Origin of the sequence: Sphingobacterium paramultivorum (assembly GCF_014109745.1) — a bacterium.
Classification (GTDB): Bacteria; Bacteroidota; Bacteroidia; order Sphingobacteriales; family Sphingobacteriaceae; genus Sphingobacterium; species Sphingobacterium paramultivorum.
Genome location: NZ_CP058555.1, coordinates 416,040 through 439,502 on the forward strand (window position 1 = coordinate 416,040; position 23,463 = coordinate 439,502).

Here is a 23,463-nt window from a genome sequence, read left to right on the forward strand (position 1 = left end):
TGTTAATTCCATCCCGTATTCTGTACAAGATTGCTGTATTTGAGTACTTCACTGTACGGGATCGGACCGTAGTACATAAAGTTTTCATAAAGCCTATTCTCTACCGGAATCTCGGTATAGCTGTTGTTGCTTATACTGACTCCTTTTGCAGCAACGTTGATATCCAACTTCCAGCGACGCAGGTCCCAAAACCGAAACCCTTCAAAACAAAGTTCTAGTCTCCGCTCATTGCGGATTAGCTGCCGCATTTGCTCTTTGTTGTTTTTTACCTGTTCTAGGTAAGGATCGCCATTGTTGGCTCCTACACCCGCCCGTCTGCGAATAGCCTTGATGATGTCGTAGGCCGAGAAGGTAAAAGTACCCATGCCAGTAGGCCCCCAGGCCTCATTTGCGGCTTCGGCATAGGCCAGATACATTTCTGTCATCCGTATACGTGTATTGAAATGCATTTGTTGTGTAGAAGATGAAGGGTTGAGGTTTACATCCTGGCGCAGCAGCTTTTTCAGGTAATAGCCCGTCCGAGTAGATGTCTCGACCTTATTTAACCCATCGTTTGTTGGACTATTGGCAGCGGTATTGATAGCCGTGTTGCTTACGCCTGCTGTGGCACCATTGACAATAATGTAAGTCTTCAATCGGGGATCCCGCTTGTCGTACGGATTGGTTTTATTGTAAGCCGAATTGGCATCGTCAATGGGATAGCCATTTTCCATGGGAAAGGCATCGACCAGATTCTGTGTTGGATTGAGACGTCCTCTGCCAAACAATGTTGGCGGAAAATGGTCCTGTTCCATGCTGTTGCTATTTCCTTTGTCGGTGCGCCAAAGTATTTCGGCCGGATTGGATCCGGAGGTTAAGCCATCGACCACATCTTTATTGTACCAGGTGAATCCTTTAGGATCAATACCACTTGGTCCGCCTTTGGCCTGGATGACCTGCCCCGCATAGGTGGCGGCTTGCTCCCAGGTTGTTTTGCTGCCCTCGCTGTATGCCGGACTTGCCGCCATTAACGCTGCTCGGGCACGAATTGCCTGCGCGATGCGCTTGGTCATGCGGAGTTTGAAATAGGCTCCAAATACACGGTTGTAGTCGTCTTTATTGATTGTGCCTGCGTATTTGACCGGAACTTGACTGTCTGCACCGATGTCTTCGTAATCCATAGGCAACAGGTCTTCTGCTTTTTTGATGTCATCGTAAAGTTGCTGCATGCAGGCTTCGAACGGTGCACGACTGTGGTTAAAATCCGAATTGACATCTTCGGGAGTCAGCAGGATAGGCACACCAAGTATCTCACCGGTACTCGACTTTCCGGCATGGGATTGCAACAGGTGAAACATAAATAGTGCCCGGAGACCATAAGCTTCACCTTTCATGCGATCGTTAAACATCGTACTGACCTTGGGATCCAAGGCCCATTCTACTTTATCACTTAGGGATAAAAAATTGTTGAGGTACTGTATGGCTGCATAGCTATTGCGCCATTGGTCGAAAGGATTGTTGATGCTTGTCCATTGTCCGGTTGCTGTTTTAAGGTAAGTATTGCTTTTATCGTTGCTCACAGCATTGTCTGTGGCGACATCATCAAAGCTATAGCTATTAGCCGGAACCCGGTTGTATCCATTTAAAAGTAGCCCTTGTGCGTAAAGGGGGCGACTATTGGCTGTTTCAATTTCAAGATTATTTTCAAGAGCCGGCTCAAACATATCTTCACAGGAAGAAAATAGTAAGCTGCTTAGGATGGCTATGGTTAGTATTCTTTTCATCATTCTCGTCTTAGATAGTAAAGATTAAAATAGTGCCTTCAGTCCGATGTTGAAAAAGCGCATTTGTGGTGCTTGTCCAATATTCAATTGCATCGTTTCCTTTTCTTTGGCGATGGTTAGTAGGTTGGATCCCGTGGCATAAATACCCAGTTCGTGTATAAACTTAGCATTGAATAGACGCTTTGGGAAATCGTAAGACAGCTGCACTTTGGATAGGTTGATGCGATCGGTCTTATAGAGCCAAAAGTCTGAGCTTCGAAAGTTGTTGTCACTGTTAAAGGTGGTAAGGCGCGGATAAGTTGCGGTCTCCTTGGTCGATTCTGTCCAGCGGTCACGTACGACCACTGAATATTTATCTTCCGCATCTACCCAAAAGTAAGAACTGTTTTTCATCGCTTTGGCTCCGAACTGTCCCGTTGCCGCGGCAAATAATGTGAAATTATTCCATTTGACTGTCAGGTTGCAACCTAATGTCAGTGGGGCACCGGCCCATCCGCCTTTGCCTAAGTATACTTCGTCGCGGGTATCGATGGTACCATCACCATTCTGATCTTTATACTTGATATCTCCAGGCTTGACTTCTCCAAATGTTGAAAAGGCAGCTTGGTCAATTTCACTTTGACTGTTATAAAAACCATCATGCTGTAAGCCCCAGATGGCGTCTAGTGGTTTTCCGGCTCTGTTTTGGTAAGCAAATTCATAGAGTTCGTCCCTTTTTACCGCCTTGGTCGTATAGTACATCCCGTTGAAACCCAGTGATACGAAGGTTTTGTTGATCTGTTTGTTCAGGTTGATGCCAAAGTCGACACCCCGGCGTTCGTCGTAGTTAAAATTGACATAGGGAAGGTCAGAATAAACCGGCCAGTAAGTCATAAAATACATTGGGTACTGTGTTGCCGCCTGTACCAACCCGCCGCTCATCCGATTAACAAAGTAGGACGTATTAAAGGTGATCAGGTTGTTGTAGAGCCCACCTTCGAGGTTGATATTAAATTCCTTGCGTTTCGGGAATTTCATGTTGGGGTTGTCACCCCTGCGTCTGTCAAAGGTATGGACGAGGTCACCGTCGCGCCAGCTATACCATGCTGCGTCGTTATAGGTATAATACCCCTGATAGAGGTAATAGTCGCTAATATCCAGATCCGTGTTTAATATACCTGCCGAGGCGGATAATCTTAACTCATTGACGACTTTGCTGTCGACCAAAAAATTTTCTTTAGATAGACGCCAGGCGAGCGCTAAAGTAGGAGATAGGGCTCTTCTATTCCCTTGTGGTAATTTGGCGGAATGACTGTAAGCACTGCTAAAGTCAACATAATATTTGCTTGAATAATTGTAGCCCAACTGCAGCCCTAGGTTGGCATTGCTGGTTTTGTGGTAGCTGCCGGAGGCAGCGATCTGGAACGCATTGGCCAATAGGATTGCCGATACATGGTGGTCATTACCGTAGGTACGGTTAAAGTTTAGGGACCCATTGAGACCGATGGTCTGTCTATAGGTACTGCCACTGATATTTTGGATGCCTGAAATACGGTCGTCACCATATTTTGTGAGGCTACTGATAAGGTCTTTTCCATCATAGTTGTTCCACGATGCCTGATAAACAGCATAATTGTTGTTATAGGATTGGTTGTAATTTGACTGATAATCCACAGCCAGGTTGGTTTTGAAAACCAGACCTTCCAAGATGTTTTTTAGATCAAAATTTAAACCCGTATTAAATTGAAACTGCCGATTTAGATAGCGGTTTGTGCCGCCGGCATAAACGTTTGCAAAGGCATTGGTTTGATCCAGCTGACTTCCCCCAAGGAGATATTTGCCATCGATGAGAAAATTGCTGTTGTTGACATACACCATCGAGTTGACGTCACCTTCTTCGATCATATCAATAGGAATGAGTGGAGAGAAGCGATGTGGCCGCACGGTTGCCGCTGCACCCCAGTAGTCCGCATTTACCCCTTTGGAAATATAAAAACTGGCTGCTGCATCGACGTTCAGGGAGATCAGATCATTGACTTTCACATCGATGTTACCGCGCATATTGAATCTATTGGCGCCACCATTTTTTTTCGCCTGTCCAAAATTGAGGAGGGACCCTTCAGACCAAAATCCAAAGTTGGTATAATATTGTGCACGTTGATTGCCTCCCGAGATTTCAGCGGTGGCATCGTAGCGATTGTAGTGATCTTTGATATAGTCCGATGAATAGTAATCCACGTTGGGATAACGGTAAGGATTTGTTCCGGCTGCATGTTGGTAGATTGTTTCGGCACTATAGAGTGGTGATAATCCATCATTTTGTCGAGCTTCGTTATACAATGTCATATATTCTGCGGAGCCAAGATATTGCGGATAGCTCATAGCCGCATTGATACCGCTATTGGCTCTAATTTTTATCTGTTGACTTCCGGATTTTCCGCGTTTTGTCGTGATGCTAATTACGCCTTTGGCTGCTCGGCTACCATAAAGAGCGATGGCATTGGAGCCTTTCAATACACTGACCTGATCGATTTCTGTTGGCATAACGTTATTGGCATCACGCGGAAATCCGTCCACTAATACCAAATAACCACCCATACCCCAAATATTACCGTTGTATCCCGGAATAAAGGCATCTAGATTTTCCAGACTGTTGGTGTTGTAACTCTTGTCGAGCAATTGTGGAACATTGATGGATTGTACATTGCCCATGAGGTCCTTCTTCTGAACTTTTCGGAAAGCGACCTGTACAAGTGTCGTACTATCGGTGCCAATACTGTCCGGACCAACAAATGTCGAGCGCTCCGGAAAAATATTTTTATGTTGTCTAATGGTTGGATTAAGTGATTCTTTCGCCATTCCTTCAGCGGTAGCTATCCAACTTAATCCAAGACATAGTGCTATTCTTAATTTTTTGTACTTCATTTTTTAAATGATTAAATGAAAAACTTGTTACCAGCCTGGGTTCTGATAGAACTCGGGATACATGTTGACATCTCTGACCTTTAGGGGCAACCAGTAATGTTTGCTTGTAAACTTCCGTTCCAAAAGCACATTTTCTTTAATGTTGACGACGCGGTTTTGGGATGGATCTACGGTGTTGAAGGTTCCTGCCCGATCAAAAACAACCGATTTTTTTAAGGTGTAAGGTGATTCGGTCAACAGCAACCAGCGTCGAAGATCATTAAAACGATGACCTTCAAAAGCGAGCTCCACAGCTCGTTCCCGCCGTAATTCAGGTAACAATGCGTTAGCCGAACCTAGAAATTTGGCATCTACATGACCCACGCCAGCCCGATCCCGAACGATATTGATCGCATCAACTGCTGTTTTACCGTAATTGTCCGCTTTGCCTGTAGCTGAGTTGGAAGCCATCATGGCGGATTCGGCGTACATCAGATAGACATCAGATAAACGCATATAGGGCACGTAAATATGAAGATTGGATCCATAATTATAGGCTTGATCATATTTGTTGGCTGTTATAGGGACAAATTTACGTAACACGTAGCCTGTCTGGCTGCCAGACTGGATATCTCGATAGCTTCCATTACTGTAAAGGTTAGCGTATCGATTTTTTTCGTCCTGTGTATTTCCTTGGACGACTTTTGTTCCATCGAAAATGATATCCTTATAAAAGCGTGGGTCGCGATCTTTCCAAGGGTATTCGGCATTGTAACCTGATTCTGCGTCAGACTGGGTAATGTCTTTGATCGGTAAACCGTTTTTCATGCCATAGTAGTCGACATAATTGGCTGTTGGAATAAACTTCAATGCGTCTCCGTCGGAGACGACCAGCGGAATGTACTGTTTACTGGTACCATAATTCGATACCCATGCGTCAATGTAGGGCCCTCTAAATATAGCTTCTGTACTGCCAGGCATGGCCCAATTTTGGCCTGTTGTGTAAAAATTCAAGTGAATATTGGCCATAGGAACAAGGGCGTAATTTGTCTGTCCGCTTTCGACAAGTGAAAGTAGTTCACCAAAGGCTTGGGCTGCTTTTTTACAATAGTCAGTATGATAGGTTTTATTCCCGGTAGACTGAAAATTCATCAAAGGGCTTCCCGCCCAAAGATAATTTTTGCCAAGATAAGCAAGGGCCATGATTTTGTTGATGCGCAATTGATTTTTACCCAGGGTACGTTTTCCGGCAGTGGTATTGTCCCAGTCGATCGGCAATAGATTGGCCGCTTCTCTAAAATCGGCCGCAGCAAGATCCGCACAGGCATGGTAGCTCAATCTTGGCAACCGCAGCTTTTCGTCACTTGGAAGTACATAATTGATGTACGGCATCCCGCCAAAATATTCCATCAATCGGTGGTGAAACCAACCTCGGAAAAATAACAATTGCCCCTTGATCAGGTTCTTTTCTTCGGAGGTGGCTTCGGTTAATTTGTCGATATTCTCTAGTCCGAGACTGACTTTTCGCAGGCCAAACCAGGCCGCGCTCCATAAATCGCGGAAGGCACGGTTGGCAAATACATCCCCATTGATGGTGGTAAAATCACCCTGATCCATCCAGCCGGAGCCCCAGCCGTCGGATTCTCTTTGCCAACCCCAAAAATTACCATTGTCGATTTTGTGAACGAAATGATAATTGCCAGCCGTTGAGGTCATTTCATCTTCACCCCAGTTCCACGAGTTGGTCCAGTAGTTGTTGCTGAAGTTGACAACACAGCTGTATAACTCTTCTGTATAACCTTGAAAGTTAATAAAGTTTTTAAATGCTTCTTTGGAGGACACATTGGACTGTTCTTCTTTATCCAGGTATTTTTTACACGAGAGTAGGGATGTTGAAGACCAGATCACAGTAGATATAAAGATTACCTTGAAATACTTTTTCATAGTGGTAGGATTAAAATGTAATGTTTGCACCTAGATTAAACCGCTTTACCGTAGGGTAGGTGCCCTGTGATGCCCAGCCCGTACCGGCATAATTGGATTCACGGTCGTCTGGCATTTTGGACCAGAAAACTAAGTTGTTGCCATTTAGAAAAATGCGAAGGTTTTGAAGCCCAAGTCGTTTGATTACGCTGGATTCTCGATTAAAATTGTAGGCAATTTCGGCTGTTTTCAATCGAATGTAGGAACCATCAAACATATACCGGCTACCGGGTGTATAAGTACTCGACTGTGATAACCAGCGTGGTAGTGGTACGTCTGCGTTGACATTGTCCTTTGACCAATAGGAACCTTCGTCATAAGCGAGGTTAAGTTGGCCCGAGAAGCTGTTGAAAACAACTTGCCGGGTGACATTATTTACGGCATACCACTGGGTCATGACACTGAAATTCTTCCAATCAAATCCAATGGTATAATTATAAGTGTTCTGTGGAACTGAAGGAAAGGCGTAGGGAATATTGTCCTTAGCATCGATAATACCATCCCCGTTATAATCCAGTATATGATAATTGCCGGGTAGTTTCGCTAGGTCATTGCTTTCGTGCGCGGTACTCGAATAAAGTTCGTCCCAAGTATTGTAATATCCGGAGCTAACATAAGAATAGGTTTGACTCACTTGTTTGTTATCCGGTTTCTGATATTCGGGCAGCAACTCGGGTGCATCGGCATTGATGACTTTATCCTTGGCATAGGTAAAATTGATATCAGCCCATATTCTCCAGTCGGTATTGAGCTGTCTGTTAAATTTCAGTTCTACTTCAAACCCTTTATTCTGTACCTTACCTAGGTTGGCTGTAGGTGCCTCCATCCCAAAGTAGGAAGGAATGGCTCGGTTGGCGCCGCTAATCAGAACATCTGTCCGCCGGTCTCTAAAAAAGTCGACTTTACCGGTTATCTGGCTATTGAACAGACCGAAGTCGAGGCCGATATTGAATTTGTTAACTTTTTCCCAGCGGATATTTGGATTGCCAAGCGCACTTTCCTTATACCAGATATAAGGACTGGTATTGCCGTCGGAGTAGGAGTAGCGGCCTTCAACCCCCATGCCAGCGGTGCCCCCATATGCCCATTGGGTTAGGTACAGAAATTGACGGCCGCCACTATCGTCACCGATGTCACCATAGGACGCACGTAACTTGAGCATATTGAGAAACGAGATAGGCCTCATAAACTCTTCTTCAGTAACTAGCCAGCCTATCCCACCGGAATTGAAAAAGGCAAATCTATTGTCAGGACCGAATTTTTCTGATCCCGTATAGGCTCCATTGTACTCGAGCATATATTTATTTTTGTAGTTGTAGGTGGTGCGGAATACCCAGTCTTCGCGATAGGAGGGAATCATACTCCCTGTTCCGGTCTGATTGCGGTTGAATAAACCCATGGCAGTGATGTTGTGATTCTTAGCGATGGTCGTTGCGTAATTTAACTGCAATTGATAAAATAATCTTCGATAGGTAGACCAGTCTCTGACCTGTCCGGCACCGGTTGTCCAGTTTATGCCCTCGACGAAGTCAAATCTATTTGTACCATCGAAAGCGATCTGATAGGTTGGCAATCCCGTATTGGGATCGATCCATTTACTTTGTGTACTGTTGTTGGCATCATTGATACCGCGGCCGCCCTCGACAAACGTGTTGTCCAGTGAGATTGTCCCACGAACGTTAAGCCCCTTCGTTAAAAACTTAAGATCTTGTTCGAGCGTAAAATCTGTTGTAATACGACTTGTGGTGATGTATTCGGTTCCGCTTAGTGCCAGCACACGGGCAGAGTTTATTCCGGCTTGTGTGTTTAAGGCATAGTAACCCCAAGTACCGTCTGAATAGCGTGGATAAATAACATCTGGAGCTACCGTATAGGCAGCGATCCAATAGGAATAATCGTTGCCGCCGCCCCATGGACTTTTTTTGACACCGCGAGACCCTGCCAGGTTGGTTGAAAATTTGGTTGTGGGAGTAAGCTGGAAGTCTAAATTGGACCGTACATTCAGACGGTTAAAACCATAGCCTGCTTTATAACCGCGAGCATTTTCGAACTGGCGGAACATATCGCCTTCGTAAAGAAAATCCGCATTGGCAAAATATTTGACAAAGGGTGTACCACCAGCAATATTGACGCTGCTATTTTGTGAAAAAGCGTGGCTTTTAAATAATTCCTTTGCCCAGTCGGTATTCACATAACGTTCGCGTTCCGTCTGGTCAGCGGGAAAACGGTATTTATTGATGACGTCTTGTGGAAGATAGTTGGCCCAACTGGAAGGAGAAATGCCTAACTCATATTCGATAACCTTGTTGCGTAGCATCAAAGCATCGTACGAATCCATTTTTCCCGGAAGTTGGGAAACGGTTTTTACAATGTTGTTGACGGTACCGCGTATCAGCATTTGCCCTTCTTTACCCCGCTTGGTGGTGATTAAAATAACGCCATTGGCCCCTCTAACACCATAGACAGCAGTTGCAGAGGCGTCTTTGAGGACGGAAACAGTTTCGATGGAACTGATATCAACGGCAGATAGTGGTCGTTCCACTCCGTCCACCATGACTAAAGGGTCGGTATTATTCCAGGTACTGCGCCCCCGGATCACAATACGAGGATCTTCCTCGCCGGGCATACCTGTACTGGCCGTGGTAATAACCCCGGGCACGTTACCGGTCAATGCGGCTCCTACACTGGAAACACCCCCTGCGCGTTCGAGGATTTTACCCGAAGTTTGCGCAATGGCACCTACAACGGTTTCTTTTTTCTGACGACCATAACCGACGACAACGGTTTCCTCGATCTCGATAGACTTATCGCTCAGTTGTACTTCTACCGTGTTCTTATTGTGGATATCCACTTCGAGTTGGCCATATCCTAGCTTGGAGATAGTCAACAAATTATTATCTGTAGGGACTTGGATCGTGAAAGCTCCATTTTCATCGGTAGCCGTGGCTAGCGAGGTGCCTTTTACCCTGATGGATGCACCGCTCACTTTTTTATGGTTACTATCGACGACAATGCCCCTTATCTGCCTTTTGGCCTGAGCATAGAGTGTTGCCTGTCCCACATAAAGCAGGAACAGCAGTAAAGTGAATGGCTTAGCTATACCCCATAGCTTTTTCCAATGCCTTACTCGTGTGATTGTACATGTAATCATCATCGCATTTGTGGATTGATAAATAGGTTGAAGAATTCTTGGTTAAATTTTCTCTAATTGGCTAGATACGTTTGTATCGGTGTTCCCTTTGTTCATTTTGATAAAAAATCTAAGGGACAGTCATGGATCATCAGGTACTGTCATATGCTGTATAATAATTGGTTAAATTTTTTATAACTATATAGCAACCGGTTGCATTGTTTGCATATAGTTTTCCCTATATTGGAAATGCCTTTCAAAGCAGTTTATAATTGTATACCAAAGCTAGCCATTGGAAAATTTGGTGGATAGCAAGAATGTTTAAATGAAGGATAAGAATGTCAAAAAATACCGCTTACATGGGTCAAATGATTGTAGAGACTAGTTTAGTAGGGATTAATTTGATAATTTAGTTGACAGTTCAATACAGATTTTTTTGTATTGAAGATTACATACCTAAATATATGATACGAACTTTAGTGGTATTCACCTGGATGATGCTGACGTTTTTTTCTTATGGACAAAGCCAGCCTGTAACTTTTCAACGCTATTCTTCAAAGGATGGACTTTCTTCCAATACAATCTATAGTATCTACCGCGATAGTTATGGTTTTCTTTGGTTAGGAACAGAGGATGGGCTTAATCGCTTCGACGGACGTCATTACAATGTCTACCGCTATGATGCCAACAAAGAGAATAGTTTAATGGCAAACCATATTTCGGCCTTATGTGAAGACAGGAAGGGAAGAATATGGATAGGTACAAATGGAGGGGGATTAAGTTATTATGATCGGGAAGCAGACCGGATCAGGTCGTACAATCTTACCCCAGATGGTAAATGGCTCAGTACCGCAATTAATGCAATTGATAAGGATGCAAGTGGAAATATCTGGATCGCTTCATATGGTGCTTTGTATATTTTGGACGTCAATGATCTACAAAAGAGAATGGATCCAACTTATCGACGTATTGTAGAAGCTTTTGCCGGTAAAGTAACGGGCAGTGTTTTTCGTGACCGAAAGAACAACATGTGGGTGTCATCAGAGAATGGCATATTCCGCATATCGGCAGACCTAAAGACCATAAAACGTTTTGAAGTTCTTTCGGAAAAGGAAGGATATGGAAATGGAATTGAAATTAGTTCCATTGTTGAAGATGATCAGGGCCGTATCTGGGTCGGATCTATGCTTGGCCTTAAATATTTGAATCCGGGCGATTCGCAGTTCAATAAATTTAGCGCAGGAGAAGGGAAAGGAGCTTTAAGCAGTCCCCGCATTTACACCTTATGTTACAATCAAAAGCAGGACTTATGGATCGGAACGGACAATGGTCTGGATGTGCTTAATACCAGGGATTTAACAGTTCGGACCTTTAAGCCGGATCCAAGTAATGTTCATAGTCTTTCTCATAAATCGATACGGTCTATTTTTGTCGATAATAGCGGAATTTACTGGATAGGTACCTTTCAGGGAGGGCTAAATAAATTCGATACCAATTTAAGCCAATTTAGATTAAAAAGTTTAGATTTTTTGGAGGGTATGACCGGTGACCCAGCTATAGTAACTTCTTTCGCGGCTTATCAGAATAAGATTTTTTTGGGCGTTGATGGTGGTGGTATCTGGAAATATGACCGATTGACAGATAAACTGTCGTCTGTTGAACTTTCGGCCAACTTACCTAAAGATCTAACGGTGTTGACTTTGGAAAGAAAACACGATCAGCTTTGGATCGGTACCTACCAGCAAGGGGTTATCTGTTATGATCTGCTTAATGGAAATCTAAAAAGATATACTGTTGGTAACAGGGAAGATAATTTGAATAATAACGATATTTTTTGTTTAAAAGTAGACTTTCGGGGGAATACCTGGGTTGGGACAAATGGCGGCGGCGTGAACATCATTCAAAAAGGAAGCGCTATCGTCAAAAAATACAAGAGGGAAGAGCACTCAAACGATGGAATAGAGCTACCTGGAAATTTTATACGTGCGCTAGCGGAAGATCAGGCACATAATATGTGGATTGGAACTTACGGCTCGGGCCTGGTGATGTATGACCCTTTGAAACAACAGACTACACTGTATGACAAAGCAAAAAATAAGCTCCCAAGCAATTATATATTAGCCGTGCATACGGATAAAAATGGAAATTTATGGGTTGGAACAAATGGCAATGGAGTAGGTTTGCTGCGAAAAGGGAAAACACTATTTGAGACACTTTCTGAGAAAGATGGATTAGTAAATGGTGCTATTCAGAGTATTATCGAGGACGATAAAGGGAGGATCTGGTTTTCAACAAACAAAGGATTGAGTTGTTATTCTCCGGTGCAAAATAAGTTCAAAAACTATTCTAATGCTGTGGGATTGCAAGAAGGTGCTTTTATGCTCGGTGCGTCACTAAAAACGGACGATGGAGAAATTTATTTTGGTGGGCAGAAAGGGTTTAACCATTTTTATCCGGCTCATTTAAAAACAAATGGCAATCCTGCGAAGGTCGCACTGACGGATTTAAAAATTGACAATGTGATCGCTCAGCCCACGGAGAAGGGGCCAATACAGCAGTCGCTGTTGACTGCCGATCGCATCAACCTGAAATACAAACAAAATTTTTCAATTTCTTTTGCCGCGCTAAATCTAACTGTACCTGAGGATAACCAATACGAGTACCGACTTGTCGGCTTTGACAAAAATTGGATTCGAAATGGAAAGGAAAATAGTGCCTATTATACAAATTTGGATCCGGGAGATTATGTTTTTGAGGTTCGCGCAAGCAACAACGACGGTATTTGGAACAAGGAAATCAAATCGATTGCGATACATGTTGCTCCACCGTTTTGGCGCACCATTTATGCTTATCTATTTTATGTGCTAGCAGTATTGGGGGGGCTGCTGTGGATCAGACATCGCGGGATTCAAAAGTTAAAACAAAAATTTGCGATTGAACAAGAGCGTATCCAGGCGAGGCAGCTCATTGAACAGCAAAAGAGAGATGCCGAGACAAAGCATCAAATAGATGCAATGAAAATCCGATTCTTAACAAATTTAAGTCATGAATTCCGAACCCCAATCTCTTTGATCACAGGGCCCGTGGATGCTTTGATTGCCAAAAATAAAGATAGCAAACTGGGCGATCAACTAAATTTGGTAAGCCGTAACGCGCGGCGGCTTTTAAATTTGGTCAACCAATTACTGGATTTTCGTAAAATGGAATACCATGAATTGAAAGTGCAGGATGAAGATGGTGAATTGGTATCTTTTGTACAGGAAGTATACCGTTCATTTCAGGATATGGCGCTGCAAAAAGGTATCGATTATTCTTTTTTTCCATGCCAGGAAAAATTGTATTGTCGTTTTGACCGAAATAAGGTTGAGCGCATTCTATTTAATTTAATCTATAACGCTTTTAAATTTACCAAAAAGGGTGGGGATATCGCTGTAAGTATATCATCTATAAGCCTTGTCGACAAGAAACTGCATGTTTCCCTTGAAGTGCGCGATACTGGTATCGGAATTCCCGAGCAACTGCAACAATCGATATTTGAGAGTTTTTTTCAGCATGATACTGAGGGCAAGGTGGCAAGTCAGGGTTCAGGTATTGGACTGTCAATTGCACAGTCATTTGTTCAGATGTACCATGGCGAGATTTCGGTTAACAGTCAACCCGACAGCGGAAGTACCTTTAAATTTGATCTATGGCTGGATCAAGCTGAGTCGGTATATGAGGGAGGGGTTGAACCAGAGGTAGTTACGGAGATACAACCTGTGGAGCTTAGACAGTGCCCGCTTGTGTTGGTTATTGAAGATGATGAAGATTTTAGATATTACCTCAGCGAGTCTTTAAAGGAGTATTATCAGATTATCGAGGCTACTAATGGAAAGGATGGCTGGCAAAAAGCACTTTTTCATCACCCTGACCTTGTGGTGAGCGATGTTCAGATGCCATATATGAATGGTATGGAATTTTCACAGAAGCTGGCGCAGGATAAACGGACAAAACATATTCCTGTTGTACTGCTGACGGCCTCACAGGTCGATAATGGTCTTGTTTGCGGGCTTGAATCGGGTGCGGTGGGATATCTGACCAAACCTTTTGATATGGATGTACTGGTAGCGAAGGTTAACAGTTTGCTTCAGCTGAACCAGGCGTTCAGGGAAGTCTATAGTAAACAGGTGTCTATTTTAGCGCCCGAAATGACGATCAGGTCCGAAAAAGATAAATTTTTACAAAAAGTACTCAATTATGTACACGATAATATCGATAATCCGCAGTTATCGGTCGAAGCGCTAAGTGCCCACACCTCGATGAGCCGAGCCTCCCTTTACAATAAGCTGCTGGAACTGACGGGCATGTCTCCCGTAGATTTTATACGCTCTGTGAAACTAGAAAAGGCGGCAGGTTTGCTGGAAAAAAGCGATAAGTCTATTTCTGAAATTGCTTATGAGACGGGATTTGCCAATCCAAACTATTTTACAAAAGTCTTTAAAGCAAAATATCAAATGACGCCAAGTGAATATATCCAATCGCATAAAAATACATCCGTGCACTAAGCATAATATTGTTGTTTAAAAGGTCGTTTTAGGTCAGTTTTTTAGGAGGGTAATCTGTTTTAAACATTTTTACCCTTCTTTTTTTTATTTGTTGCAATCCTATCTGGTTGAAAGCTATAGTTTTGTCTTATAACCAATCGCTGGAGATCTAGCGAATTCAAAACTAATCAACTAAAAAAAATGAAATTTTTTATCGATACGGCAAGTCTCAGTGAGATTCGTATGGCTCAAAATTTAGGTGTCCTAGATGGTGTAACGACCAATCCTTCGCTGATGGCCAAAGAGGGTATTACAGGAACAGCTCCTGTACATGCGCACTACAAAGCTATCTGTGATATTGTAGACGGTGATGTAAGTGCTGAAGTGATTTCAACTGATTTTAACGCGATGATTGAGGAAGGTTTGCTTTTAGCGGCCTTAGACAATAAGATTGTTGTTAAGGTTCCAATGACTGAAGACGGCATTAAAGCAATTAAATATTTTAGTACAAAACAAATTAAAACCAATTGCACCCTGGTCTTTTCTGCCGGGCAAGCACTCTTGGCCGCCAAAGCCGGAGCAACCTATGTATCTCCTTTTGTCGGTAGGCTCGATGATATCTCTGTCGATGGACTGGCCCTGATTCGCGAAATTCGGACGATCTACGATAATTATGCTTTCCCTACCCAGATTCTTGCGGCTTCGGTACGTCATAGTGCGCATATCTTGGGTTGTGCCAAAATTGGTGCGGATGTGATGACTGGACCTTTGCAGGCGATATTTTCCCTCTTAAAACACCCGTTGACGGACAGTGGCCTTGCTCAATTTTTAGCTGATCATAAACGCGTTGCCGCACAAAGTAACAATTGAGATGGTCATGACAAGACATAGTATCCATAATTTAGAAGCGATTGTTAAGCAAGTCCGAAGGGATATACTCCGCATGGTGCATGGTTGCCAGTCGGGGCATCCGGGAGGATCGTTGGGCTGCACCGAATTGTTGGTCTGCTTATACTTTGAATTGATGCAGCGAAACGATCAGTTTGATTTGAATGGCCTCGGGGAAGACCTGTTTTTCCTTTCCAATGGTCATATCTCTCCGGTATTTTATAGTGTGTTGGCGCGAGCAGGTTATTTTCCAATCGATGAACTTGCCACCTTCAGAAAACTCAATTCAAGACTGCAGGGACATCCGACTACGCATGAAGGACTGCCAGGTATCCGTGTCGCTTCGGGATCCTTGGGGCAAGGTCTTTCTGTCGCTATTGGTGCTGCTCAAGCCAAAAAACTAAATCAAGATAACCGCATGGTTTATGTGCTTATGGGCGATGGCGAATTGCAGGAAGGGCAGGTATGGGAAGCGGCCATGTATGCAGCTCACAACGAAATGGACAATTTGATTGCTATTGTAGATTACAATGGTGCGCAGATTGATGGGGCTACCAACGATGTCCTTTCGCTGGGCGACCTACCCCGCAAATGGATGGTATTCGGCTGGAAGGTTATAGAGGTTATGCGCGGTAATGACATTGGTTCTGTGATTTCAGGACTACGAAAGGCCCAAGCTTCGACCGGAACTAAAATGCCTGTAATGGTGTTGCTACATACCGAAATGGGAAATGGGGTTGATTTTATGATGGGCTCACATAAATGGCATGGCATAGCACCCAGTGATGAACAACTAGCTATGGCCTTAAACCAGAATGCAGAAACATTGGGTGATTATATCGCCTAATCGTAGGACGATTTTGAAATAGATTAACATGAAAAAATATACATATACAGAATCAAAAGACACACGTTCTGGATTTGGTGCCGGTTTGCTGGAAGCAGGAAAGGAAGATGAAAATGTGGTTGCACTCTGTGCAGACCTGATCGGTTCGCTCAAAATGAACGATTTCATCAAGGCCTTTCCGGAACGTTTTTTTCAGATCGGCATTGCCGAAGCAAATATGATGGGTATTGCAGCTGGACTTACCATCGGTGGAAAAATACCTTTTACTGGTACATTTGCCAATTTTTCAACGGGTCGGGTATACGATCAGATTCGTCAATCTATTGCCTATTCGGATAAAAATGTGAAAATAGCGGCTTCGCATGCCGGCCTTACGTTGGGTGAAGATGGGGCGACCCATCAGATATTGGAAGATATTGGATTGATGAAAATGCTTCCAGGGATGACGGTTATCAATCCTTGCGATTATAATCAGACGAAGGCTGCAACGCTAGCTGCTGCCAAACACAAGGGGCCAGTCTACCTGCGGTTTGGACGACCCGTGGTGCCGGTTTTCACCCCGGAAGATCAGGAATTTGTGATCGGCGAAGCCCTGATGCTCAATCCGGGTACAACTGTGACTATTTTGGCAACTGGACATCTCGTCTGGGAAGCCATATGTGCCGGGGAAGAATTGGAAACATTAGGTATTGATGCCGAAATCATTAATATCCATACCATCAAGCCACTAGATGAGAAAGCCGTACTGACTTCTGTCGCTAAAACGGGCTGTGTTGTTACAGCCGAAGAGCATAATCGTATCGGTGGACTAGGAGATAGTGTAGCGCAACTGTTGGCAAAAAAAATGCCTACTCCGCAGGAATATGTGGCTGTAAACGACAGCTTCGGTGAATCGGGACCGCCAAGTGCGCTGATGGATAAATATGGTTTAAACGCCGATGCTATTGTAGCTGCGGTATTAAGAGTACTCAAAAGGAAAGTGGTGATTTAGTTGAAATTGGGCTGTTGTCCCGTCATGGGTGATAGCCTCGCTATCTATTTGCTATTAAACCAATTATAATATGAAAAAGATGATCTGCACCATGTTGTGCGTTTTTTCCGCCAGCCTAGTGGCCCAGGCGCAGCAGACTGCCCCACAGGGATTTGATGTTGAGCGAAAATTGACATCAACTGGGAAAATAGATTCCCTTGTTTATCCTTCAAAAACTGTAGGAGTTAAGAGGAAAGCACTGCTATATACCCCGCCGGGATACAGTGCCGCAAAAAAATATCCCGTATTATATCTCTTGCACGGAATTGGCGGTGATGAACGGGAATGGTTCAGACATGGAAATCCTCAGGTTATTTTTGATAACCTGTATGCAGAAGGAAAAATGGAACCTATGTTGGTGATTATGCCCAATGGCCGCGCCATGGAAGATGACCGTGCTGGTGGAAATGTGATGGCACCGGATCGGGTAGCGGCGTTTTCAACTTTTGAAAAAGATCTGCTCGATGACCTGATTCCATTTGTTGAAAAGCAGTTTCCCGTTATCAAGGATCGCGAGCACCGCGCGATTTTTGGATTGTCTATGGGCGGTGGACAGGCCCTGAATTTTGGACTTGGCCATATCGATACTTTTGCCTGGGTGGGCGGCTTTTCCTCCGCGCCCAATACCAAGATGCCACAGGAATTACTGCCTGTTCCGAAAGAAGCTAAAGATAAATTAAAACTGCTGTGGATCTCCTGTGGTGACCAGGATGGTTTGCTCAATATAAGTAAGCGCACACATGAGTACCTTTCGGAACATGGGGTGCCTCATATTTACTATCTGGAGTCGGGCGGGCATGATTTCAATGTATGGAGAAATGATCTCTATAATGTTTCGCAATTGCTATTTAAGGATAAGAAATAAAGGCCTTACTAATTTGATAATAGCAATAAACAATTCGAAGGTTTGCCTTGGCCGTTCTTAAAATGAGTTTGTTAGCTCTGGGAATTAATTCCGAAACTGCAAAAAATACTATCAAGAAAAATGATTGAAAAATTTATTTGGAAGTACATAAGCCTATTCATTGCGATCTTGTCACTGCATACTACAGTGTTGTTTGCCCAAAAGCGATCGGCATTGACCCTATGGTATGATCGGCCTGCAGACGAAAAGGTATGGGAACAAGCTTTACCGCTTGGAAATGGTCGGTTGGGCGCGATGGTTTATGGAATTCCATCTTGTGAGCGTATGCAGCTTAATGAGGAAACAATTTGGGCGGGAGGTCCTTATCGCAACGATAATAAGAAAGGCGGCGCGGCATTAAAAACTATTCAGAATTATATATTCGATGGGAAACCAGCTGAAGCCGATAAGCTTGCAAATGAAACCTTCTTCACTAAGACACATGGCATGCCCTATCAAACGGCAGGAAATATTCTGCTGCGATTCCCTGGGCATGAACGGTACCGGCACTATTATCGCGAACTGGATATTGAACGGGCAGTTGCGTTGTCGCGTTATACAGTAGATGGGGTAACATTTACCAGAGAAGTTTTTACTTCGTTTGCTGATGATGCCATTGTTATGAAAATAAAGTCGAGCAAGAAGGGGAAACTCAATTTCACATTAACTTATGAGAATGAGTCGAAGCATACTATTTACAAAACCGGTGATAAGCTTATTTTAGAAGGACGAGGATCCGATCACGAGGGTATTAAAGGGCAGGTTGTTTATCAGATTCATACGGGAGTAAAGCATACCGATGGACAGCTTGTCGTGAAAGAGGAATCGATTGATATAAAAGATGCAAGTTCCGTTTGTCTTTATATTTCAATTGCGAGTAATTTTCAAAATTATAAACAACTGGGAGCTGATCCCTATAAGCTGGCTGCAGAAAGATTGGAAAAGGCCATGGACAAAGACTATCAGCAGGCTTCACACCAGCATACCCTTGCTTACAGCAGACAGTTTAATCGATTCCAGCTGCATTTGGGGGATGCCAATAGCGAACAACAGTTGCCGCTGTCCGCGCGTATTGCAGACTTTGCCCGTACACAGGATCCGGCCTTAGTGACCTTGTTGGCTCAATTTGGGCGCTATTTGCTCATCTGCTCATCACAAGAGGGTGGCCAGCCTGCTAATCTACAAGGAATCTGGAACCGATCCATGCAACCAGCATGGGACAGTAAATATACAATCAATATAAATACCGAAATGAACTACTGGCCTGCTGAGGTCACCAACCTTTCCAGTACGCTTCAGCCGTTATTTTCCATGATCAAAGAACTCAGTGAACGTGGTGAAGAAACCGCGAAGACATTGTACCATGCGCGTGGCTGGGTGGCCCATCATAATACCGATATCTGGCGCGTGACGAGTCCGATTGATTTTGCGGCTGCCGGAATGTGGCCAAGTGGGGGGCTGTGGTTGTCCCAACATCTTTGGGAGCATTATCTTTTTACGGGAGATAAAGAGTTTTTGAGGCAACTTTACCCGGTTATGAAGGGAGCTTGCGACTTTCTTTTGTCTGCGCTTGTCGTGCATCGCGGTTATCCAGCTGAAAAATGGCTCGTCCTGAGTCCCTCAATTTCGCCCGAGCAAGGGCCACTTGCGGCAGGCGTGACCATGGATAATCAACTATGCTACGACATGCTTACCCGTACCGCTTTGGCGGCAGAAGCGCTGGATGTTGATGCAATGTATAGGGATACATTGCTGGCAACGGCACGGCGGATTCCACCAATGCATATCGGTCGATTTAATCAGTTACAAGAATGGCTGGAAGATGTGGATGATCCTCAAAATCGACACCGGCATGTATCCCATTTATACGGATTGTTTCCAGGTAGTCAAATTTCACCGTTCCGCACGCCTAAATTGTTTGAGGCTGCACGTAATTCATTGATATATCGAGGTGATTTTGCGACGGGATGGTCAATTGGATGGAAAATAAATTTATGGGCCCGTTTATTGGATGGAAACCATGCCTACGAAATTATAAAGAAAATGCTGAGCATTTCCGATGAAAACCATCCCGATGGACGTACCTATCCAAATCTTTTTACGGCACATCCTCCATTTCAGATTGACGGTAATTTTGGCTTAACAGCGGGTATTGCGGAGATGCTGGTCCAAAGCCACGATGGCGCTGTGCATCTGCTGCCAGCGATTCCCGATCAATGGAAAGAGGGTTGGGTAAAGGGTATCAAGGCGCGCGGTGGATTTGAAATTGAAATGCAATGGAAAAAAGGGAAGATAAAGGAGGCAATGGTCTTTTCACCTTTAGGCGGTAATTTGCGGCTACGGACAGCTTCGCCATTGAAAGGATCTGAACTTCAAATCGCAAGAGGCGATCAGACTAATACCCTTTTAGCTCCTGTAATAACACCAGTAAGTATTCAATCTGCAGATTCACAGCTGAAAGGAATTGAATTACCAAGCTATTATGAATACGATGTACAAACCTTGCCTGGAAAACATTATACATTTAAGGCTTACTAAATTAATGCGACTAATAAATCCTGTCAATATGTTAAGAATGAAAATCGGCGCTTTTGTCTTCTCCTTAATGATCCCGTTTTTGGGAGCATTGGCGCAGCAAGCCCATAATCCAATCATCTTTGCTGACGTGCCCGATATGTCCATGATACGCGTCGGTGATACCTATTATATGAGCAGTACGACCATGCACATGAACCCCGGTGTCCCGATTATGAAGTCCAAAGACCTGGTCAATTGGACGTTGATTAATTATGCGTACGATCGTCTTGGCGATCAGGATGAACTCAATCTGTCAAACCATAAAAATGCGTATGGGCACGGCTCCTGGGCAAGCAGTTTGCGCTTTCATGAGGGGCGGTACTATGTCAGTACATTTTCGGCCAATACAGGAAAAACGCATGTCTACCACACAGCAGATATTGAACATGGCCCCTGGGTTTCGAAAGAATTTCAGCCGATGATGCACGATCATAGCTTATTCTTTGACGGGGGGAAAATATATATGATCTGGGGTGGGGGACGTATCTATATTGCTGAATTATTGCCTGATTTTTCAGGTGTTAAAGCAGGAACACAACGCGTATTGATAGACGATGCCTCTTTACCCGCCAAGCCTAAAGAAGGCAAAGCCGGTTTACCTGCTGAAGGATCCCAAATGTTTAAGATCAATGGTATGTATTATCTTTTTAATATTTCATGGCCAGCGGGAGGAATGCGCACGGTGATTGTACATCGGGCGAGCCAATTGGAAGGTCCGTATGAGGGGAAAGTGGTTTTGCAGGATCAGGGTGTGGCACAGGGAGGTCTGATTGATATGCCCAACGGAAAATGGTATGCTTATCTTTTTCAGGATTATGGTGCTGTAGGCCGAATTCCATTTTTGGTTCCTGTCAAATGGGAAGATGGATGGCCAGTGCTTGGTATTGACGGAAAAGTCCCGGCCACATTGGATCTTCCCGCAAATAAAAGCTTAAGCCCCGGAATTGTTGACTCGGATGATTTTGACCGGGAAGCCGGACAAGCCGCCCTTCCCCTGGCATGGCAATGGAACCATAACCCAGTTGTTGATCTTTGGTCAGTGACCGAACGCAGTGGCTTTTTGAGACTGCGAACCGGCGACCTTACTGATGACTTTCTTTCAGCTAAAAATACATTGACGCAACGCACCATCGGCCCGAGCTGCAGCGCCGCTATTGCTATAGAGGTTTCTAACATGAAAGATGGTGATTTTGCGGGAATATCGCTATTGCAAAAAAACTATGGTTTAGTAGGAGTCCGGATGGAAGGAAATACAAAATCGTTGGTAATGATTAATGCGATGACGGGGGCGCCACAAGAACTGGCGAAGATCAATCTCAAACAGCAGCGTATATTTCTTAAAGCAAACTGCGATTTTTCAAACAAAAAAGATACGGCCCAATTTTTTTATAGCACCGATGGACACCATTGGAAGATGATAGGTAACGTGCTAAAAATGAGTTACACCATTCCTCATTTTATGGGGTATCGGTTCGGACTTTTTAACTATGCAAGTAAAGAGGCTAGTGGCTACGTAGATTTTGATTACTTCCATTTAACCATAAATTAAGATGATATGAGAAAACAATTTTTTACGTTATTTCTGTTTGGATTCCAATTCCTGTTTTTGCCTTCAATAAATACGTTAAAAGCACAAAATCCGATCGTACAGACATCCTATACGGCGGATCCGGCACCATTAGTGTATAATAACCGTCTTTATCTTTATACCACGCAGGATGAAGAAGAATCCACCTGGTTTAATATGAACAATTGGCGGGTGTATTCAACCAATGACATGGTGAACTGGACCGACCATGGTGCGATTCTCTCTTATACAGATTTTGAATGGGCAAAAGGGGATGCTTGGGCGGCGCAATGTGTTGAAAAGAATGGTAAATTTTATCTATATGTGCCTGTTATTTCTAAACTCAACAATCGTGGTGCGATCGGTGTTGCAGTTGCTGATAGTCCGTTGGGACCTTTTCATGATCCCTTGGGAAAACCATTACTACAGAGTGAATGGGGCGATATCGATCCGACTGTGTTTATTGATGACGATGGTGAGGCACATATGTACTGGGGGAATCCTCAGCTGAAATATGTCAGGCTGAATGAAGATATGATCTCTTATGCGGGTGATATCGTTGAGGTTCCGATGACAGCAGCATCATTTGGAAAAAGAGCGGGAGATCCGAAACGACCTACAACCTACGAGGAAGGTCCCTGGTTGTACAAAAGAAACAGCTTGTATTATCTTTTTTGGCCGGGAGGCCCTTTACCTGAATTTATTGGGTATTCGACCAGCAAAAAAGCCGAAGGACCCTGGAAGTATGGTGGTGTAGTTATGTCAGCCGAAGGAAAAGCATTTACAAACCATCCTGGTGTTGTCGATTTTAAAGGGAAGACCTATTTCTTTTATCACAATGGAGCTTTACCCGGCGGGGGAGGTTTCACGCGCTCTGTTGCTGTTCAGGAATTAAACTTTAATCCAGACGGCAGTATCCCGCCGATGAAAATGACTGCAGGAATTACTCAGGGGCTAGCAAACGTAAACCCTTACGAACTTCATCAGGCCGAAATGATTGCTTGGTCCGAGCATGTTAAATCCTATCAGCGTGAAAAAGTAGGTGTTTTTATAAAGGCAAGGAAAGATGGAGCTTATACCTGTGTGAAAAATGTTGACTTTGGTGAGAAAGGTGCCCGCACTTTTTTTGCACGGGTGGGAACAACACATAACGGTGGAGTCAGCATGGAGGTTCGTTCGGGAGCGATCGACGGGGCTTTATTAGCTACCATACAAGTTCCTATGACAGGGGGCGATGACCGGTGGACTACAGTGGAGACCGTACTAGCCGATAAAGTGAAGGGAATACATGATTTATACTTTGTTTTTAAAGGCAAGGCTCCGTCGAATATTCTGTTTTTCGATTGTTGGAAATTTGGAAGGTAAAGT

Annotated in this window: 12 protein-coding genes; 8 read left to right on the forward strand and 4 right to left on the reverse strand. The window is 44.0% G+C overall.

The window, feature by feature from the left end; all coding sequences use genetic code 11:
• Nucleotides 1-2: 2 nt before the first annotated feature.
• From HS960_RS01645 to HS960_RS01660, 4 genes are read right to left on the reverse strand one after another with little or no spacing between them, the layout of a single operon-like run.
• Entirely contained in the window at nt 3-1,766 is a 1,764-nt protein-coding gene (locus HS960_RS01645) for a RagB/SusD family nutrient uptake outer membrane protein (protein WP_227550197.1), read from the reverse strand.
• A gap of 21 nt (nt 1,767-1,787) precedes the next feature.
• Nucleotides 1,788-4,667: a SusC/RagA family TonB-linked outer membrane protein gene (locus tag HS960_RS01650; RefSeq protein WP_182331111.1), complete on the reverse strand. Its 2,880-nt coding sequence runs from the start codon at nt 4,665-4,667 to the stop codon at nt 1,788-1,790.
• 27 nt (nt 4,668-4,694) lie between these two features.
• Nucleotides 4,695-6,590, reverse strand: a complete 1,896-nt coding sequence (locus HS960_RS01655; protein WP_120332425.1) for a RagB/SusD family nutrient uptake outer membrane protein — start codon at nt 6,588-6,590, stop codon at nt 4,695-4,697.
• A gap of 10 nt (nt 6,591-6,600) precedes the next feature.
• Nucleotides 6,601-9,783 (reverse strand): SusC/RagA family TonB-linked outer membrane protein, encoded by a 3,183-nt coding sequence (locus HS960_RS01660; protein ID WP_228280173.1) that lies wholly within the window; start codon nt 9,781-9,783, stop codon nt 6,601-6,603.
• A 440-nt stretch (nt 9,784-10,223) separates the two neighbouring features.
• Here HS960_RS01660 and HS960_RS01665 point away from each other — a divergent pair, with 440 nt between their 5' ends.
• The 8 genes from HS960_RS01665 to HS960_RS01700 all read left to right on the forward strand — a co-directional run bounded on the left by HS960_RS01665 (nt 10,224) and on the right by HS960_RS01700 (nt 23,460).
• A complete protein-coding gene (locus HS960_RS01665) occupies nt 10,224-14,303 on the forward strand; it encodes a hybrid sensor histidine kinase/response regulator transcription factor (protein ID WP_159727886.1) in 4,080 nt (1,359 codons plus the stop codon).
• 180 nt (nt 14,304-14,483) lie between these two features.
• Nucleotides 14,484-15,152 (forward strand): fructose-6-phosphate aldolase, encoded by a 669-nt coding sequence (gene fsa / locus HS960_RS01670; RefSeq protein ID WP_120332427.1) that lies wholly within the window; start codon nt 14,484-14,486, stop codon nt 15,150-15,152.
• 7 nt (nt 15,153-15,159) lie between these two features.
• Complete coding sequence (locus HS960_RS01675) at nt 15,160-16,017, forward strand: transketolase (RefSeq protein WP_200845569.1); 858 nt, start codon at nt 15,160-15,162, stop codon at nt 16,015-16,017.
• A gap of 28 nt (nt 16,018-16,045) precedes the next feature.
• Entirely contained in the window at nt 16,046-17,008 is a 963-nt protein-coding gene (locus HS960_RS01680) for a transketolase family protein (RefSeq protein WP_153846236.1), read from the forward strand.
• A gap of 70 nt (nt 17,009-17,078) precedes the next feature.
• Nucleotides 17,079-17,912: an alpha/beta hydrolase gene (locus HS960_RS01685; protein ID WP_153846235.1), complete on the forward strand. Its 834-nt coding sequence runs from the start codon at nt 17,079-17,081 to the stop codon at nt 17,910-17,912.
• Between the two features lie 120 nt (nt 17,913-18,032).
• Nucleotides 18,033-20,489, forward strand: a complete 2,457-nt coding sequence (locus tag HS960_RS01690) for a glycoside hydrolase family 95 protein (protein ID WP_159727884.1) — start codon at nt 18,033-18,035, stop codon at nt 20,487-20,489.
• A 28-nt stretch (nt 20,490-20,517) separates the two neighbouring features.
• Nucleotides 20,518-22,077, forward strand: a complete 1,560-nt coding sequence (locus tag HS960_RS01695; RefSeq protein ID WP_227550195.1) for a glycoside hydrolase family 43 protein — start codon at nt 20,518-20,520, stop codon at nt 22,075-22,077.
• A gap of 6 nt (nt 22,078-22,083) precedes the next feature.
• Complete coding sequence (locus tag HS960_RS01700; RefSeq protein ID WP_088162338.1) at nt 22,084-23,460, forward strand: glycoside hydrolase family 43 protein; 1,377 nt, start codon at nt 22,084-22,086, stop codon at nt 23,458-23,460.
• Nucleotides 23,461-23,463 lie beyond the last annotated feature (3 nt).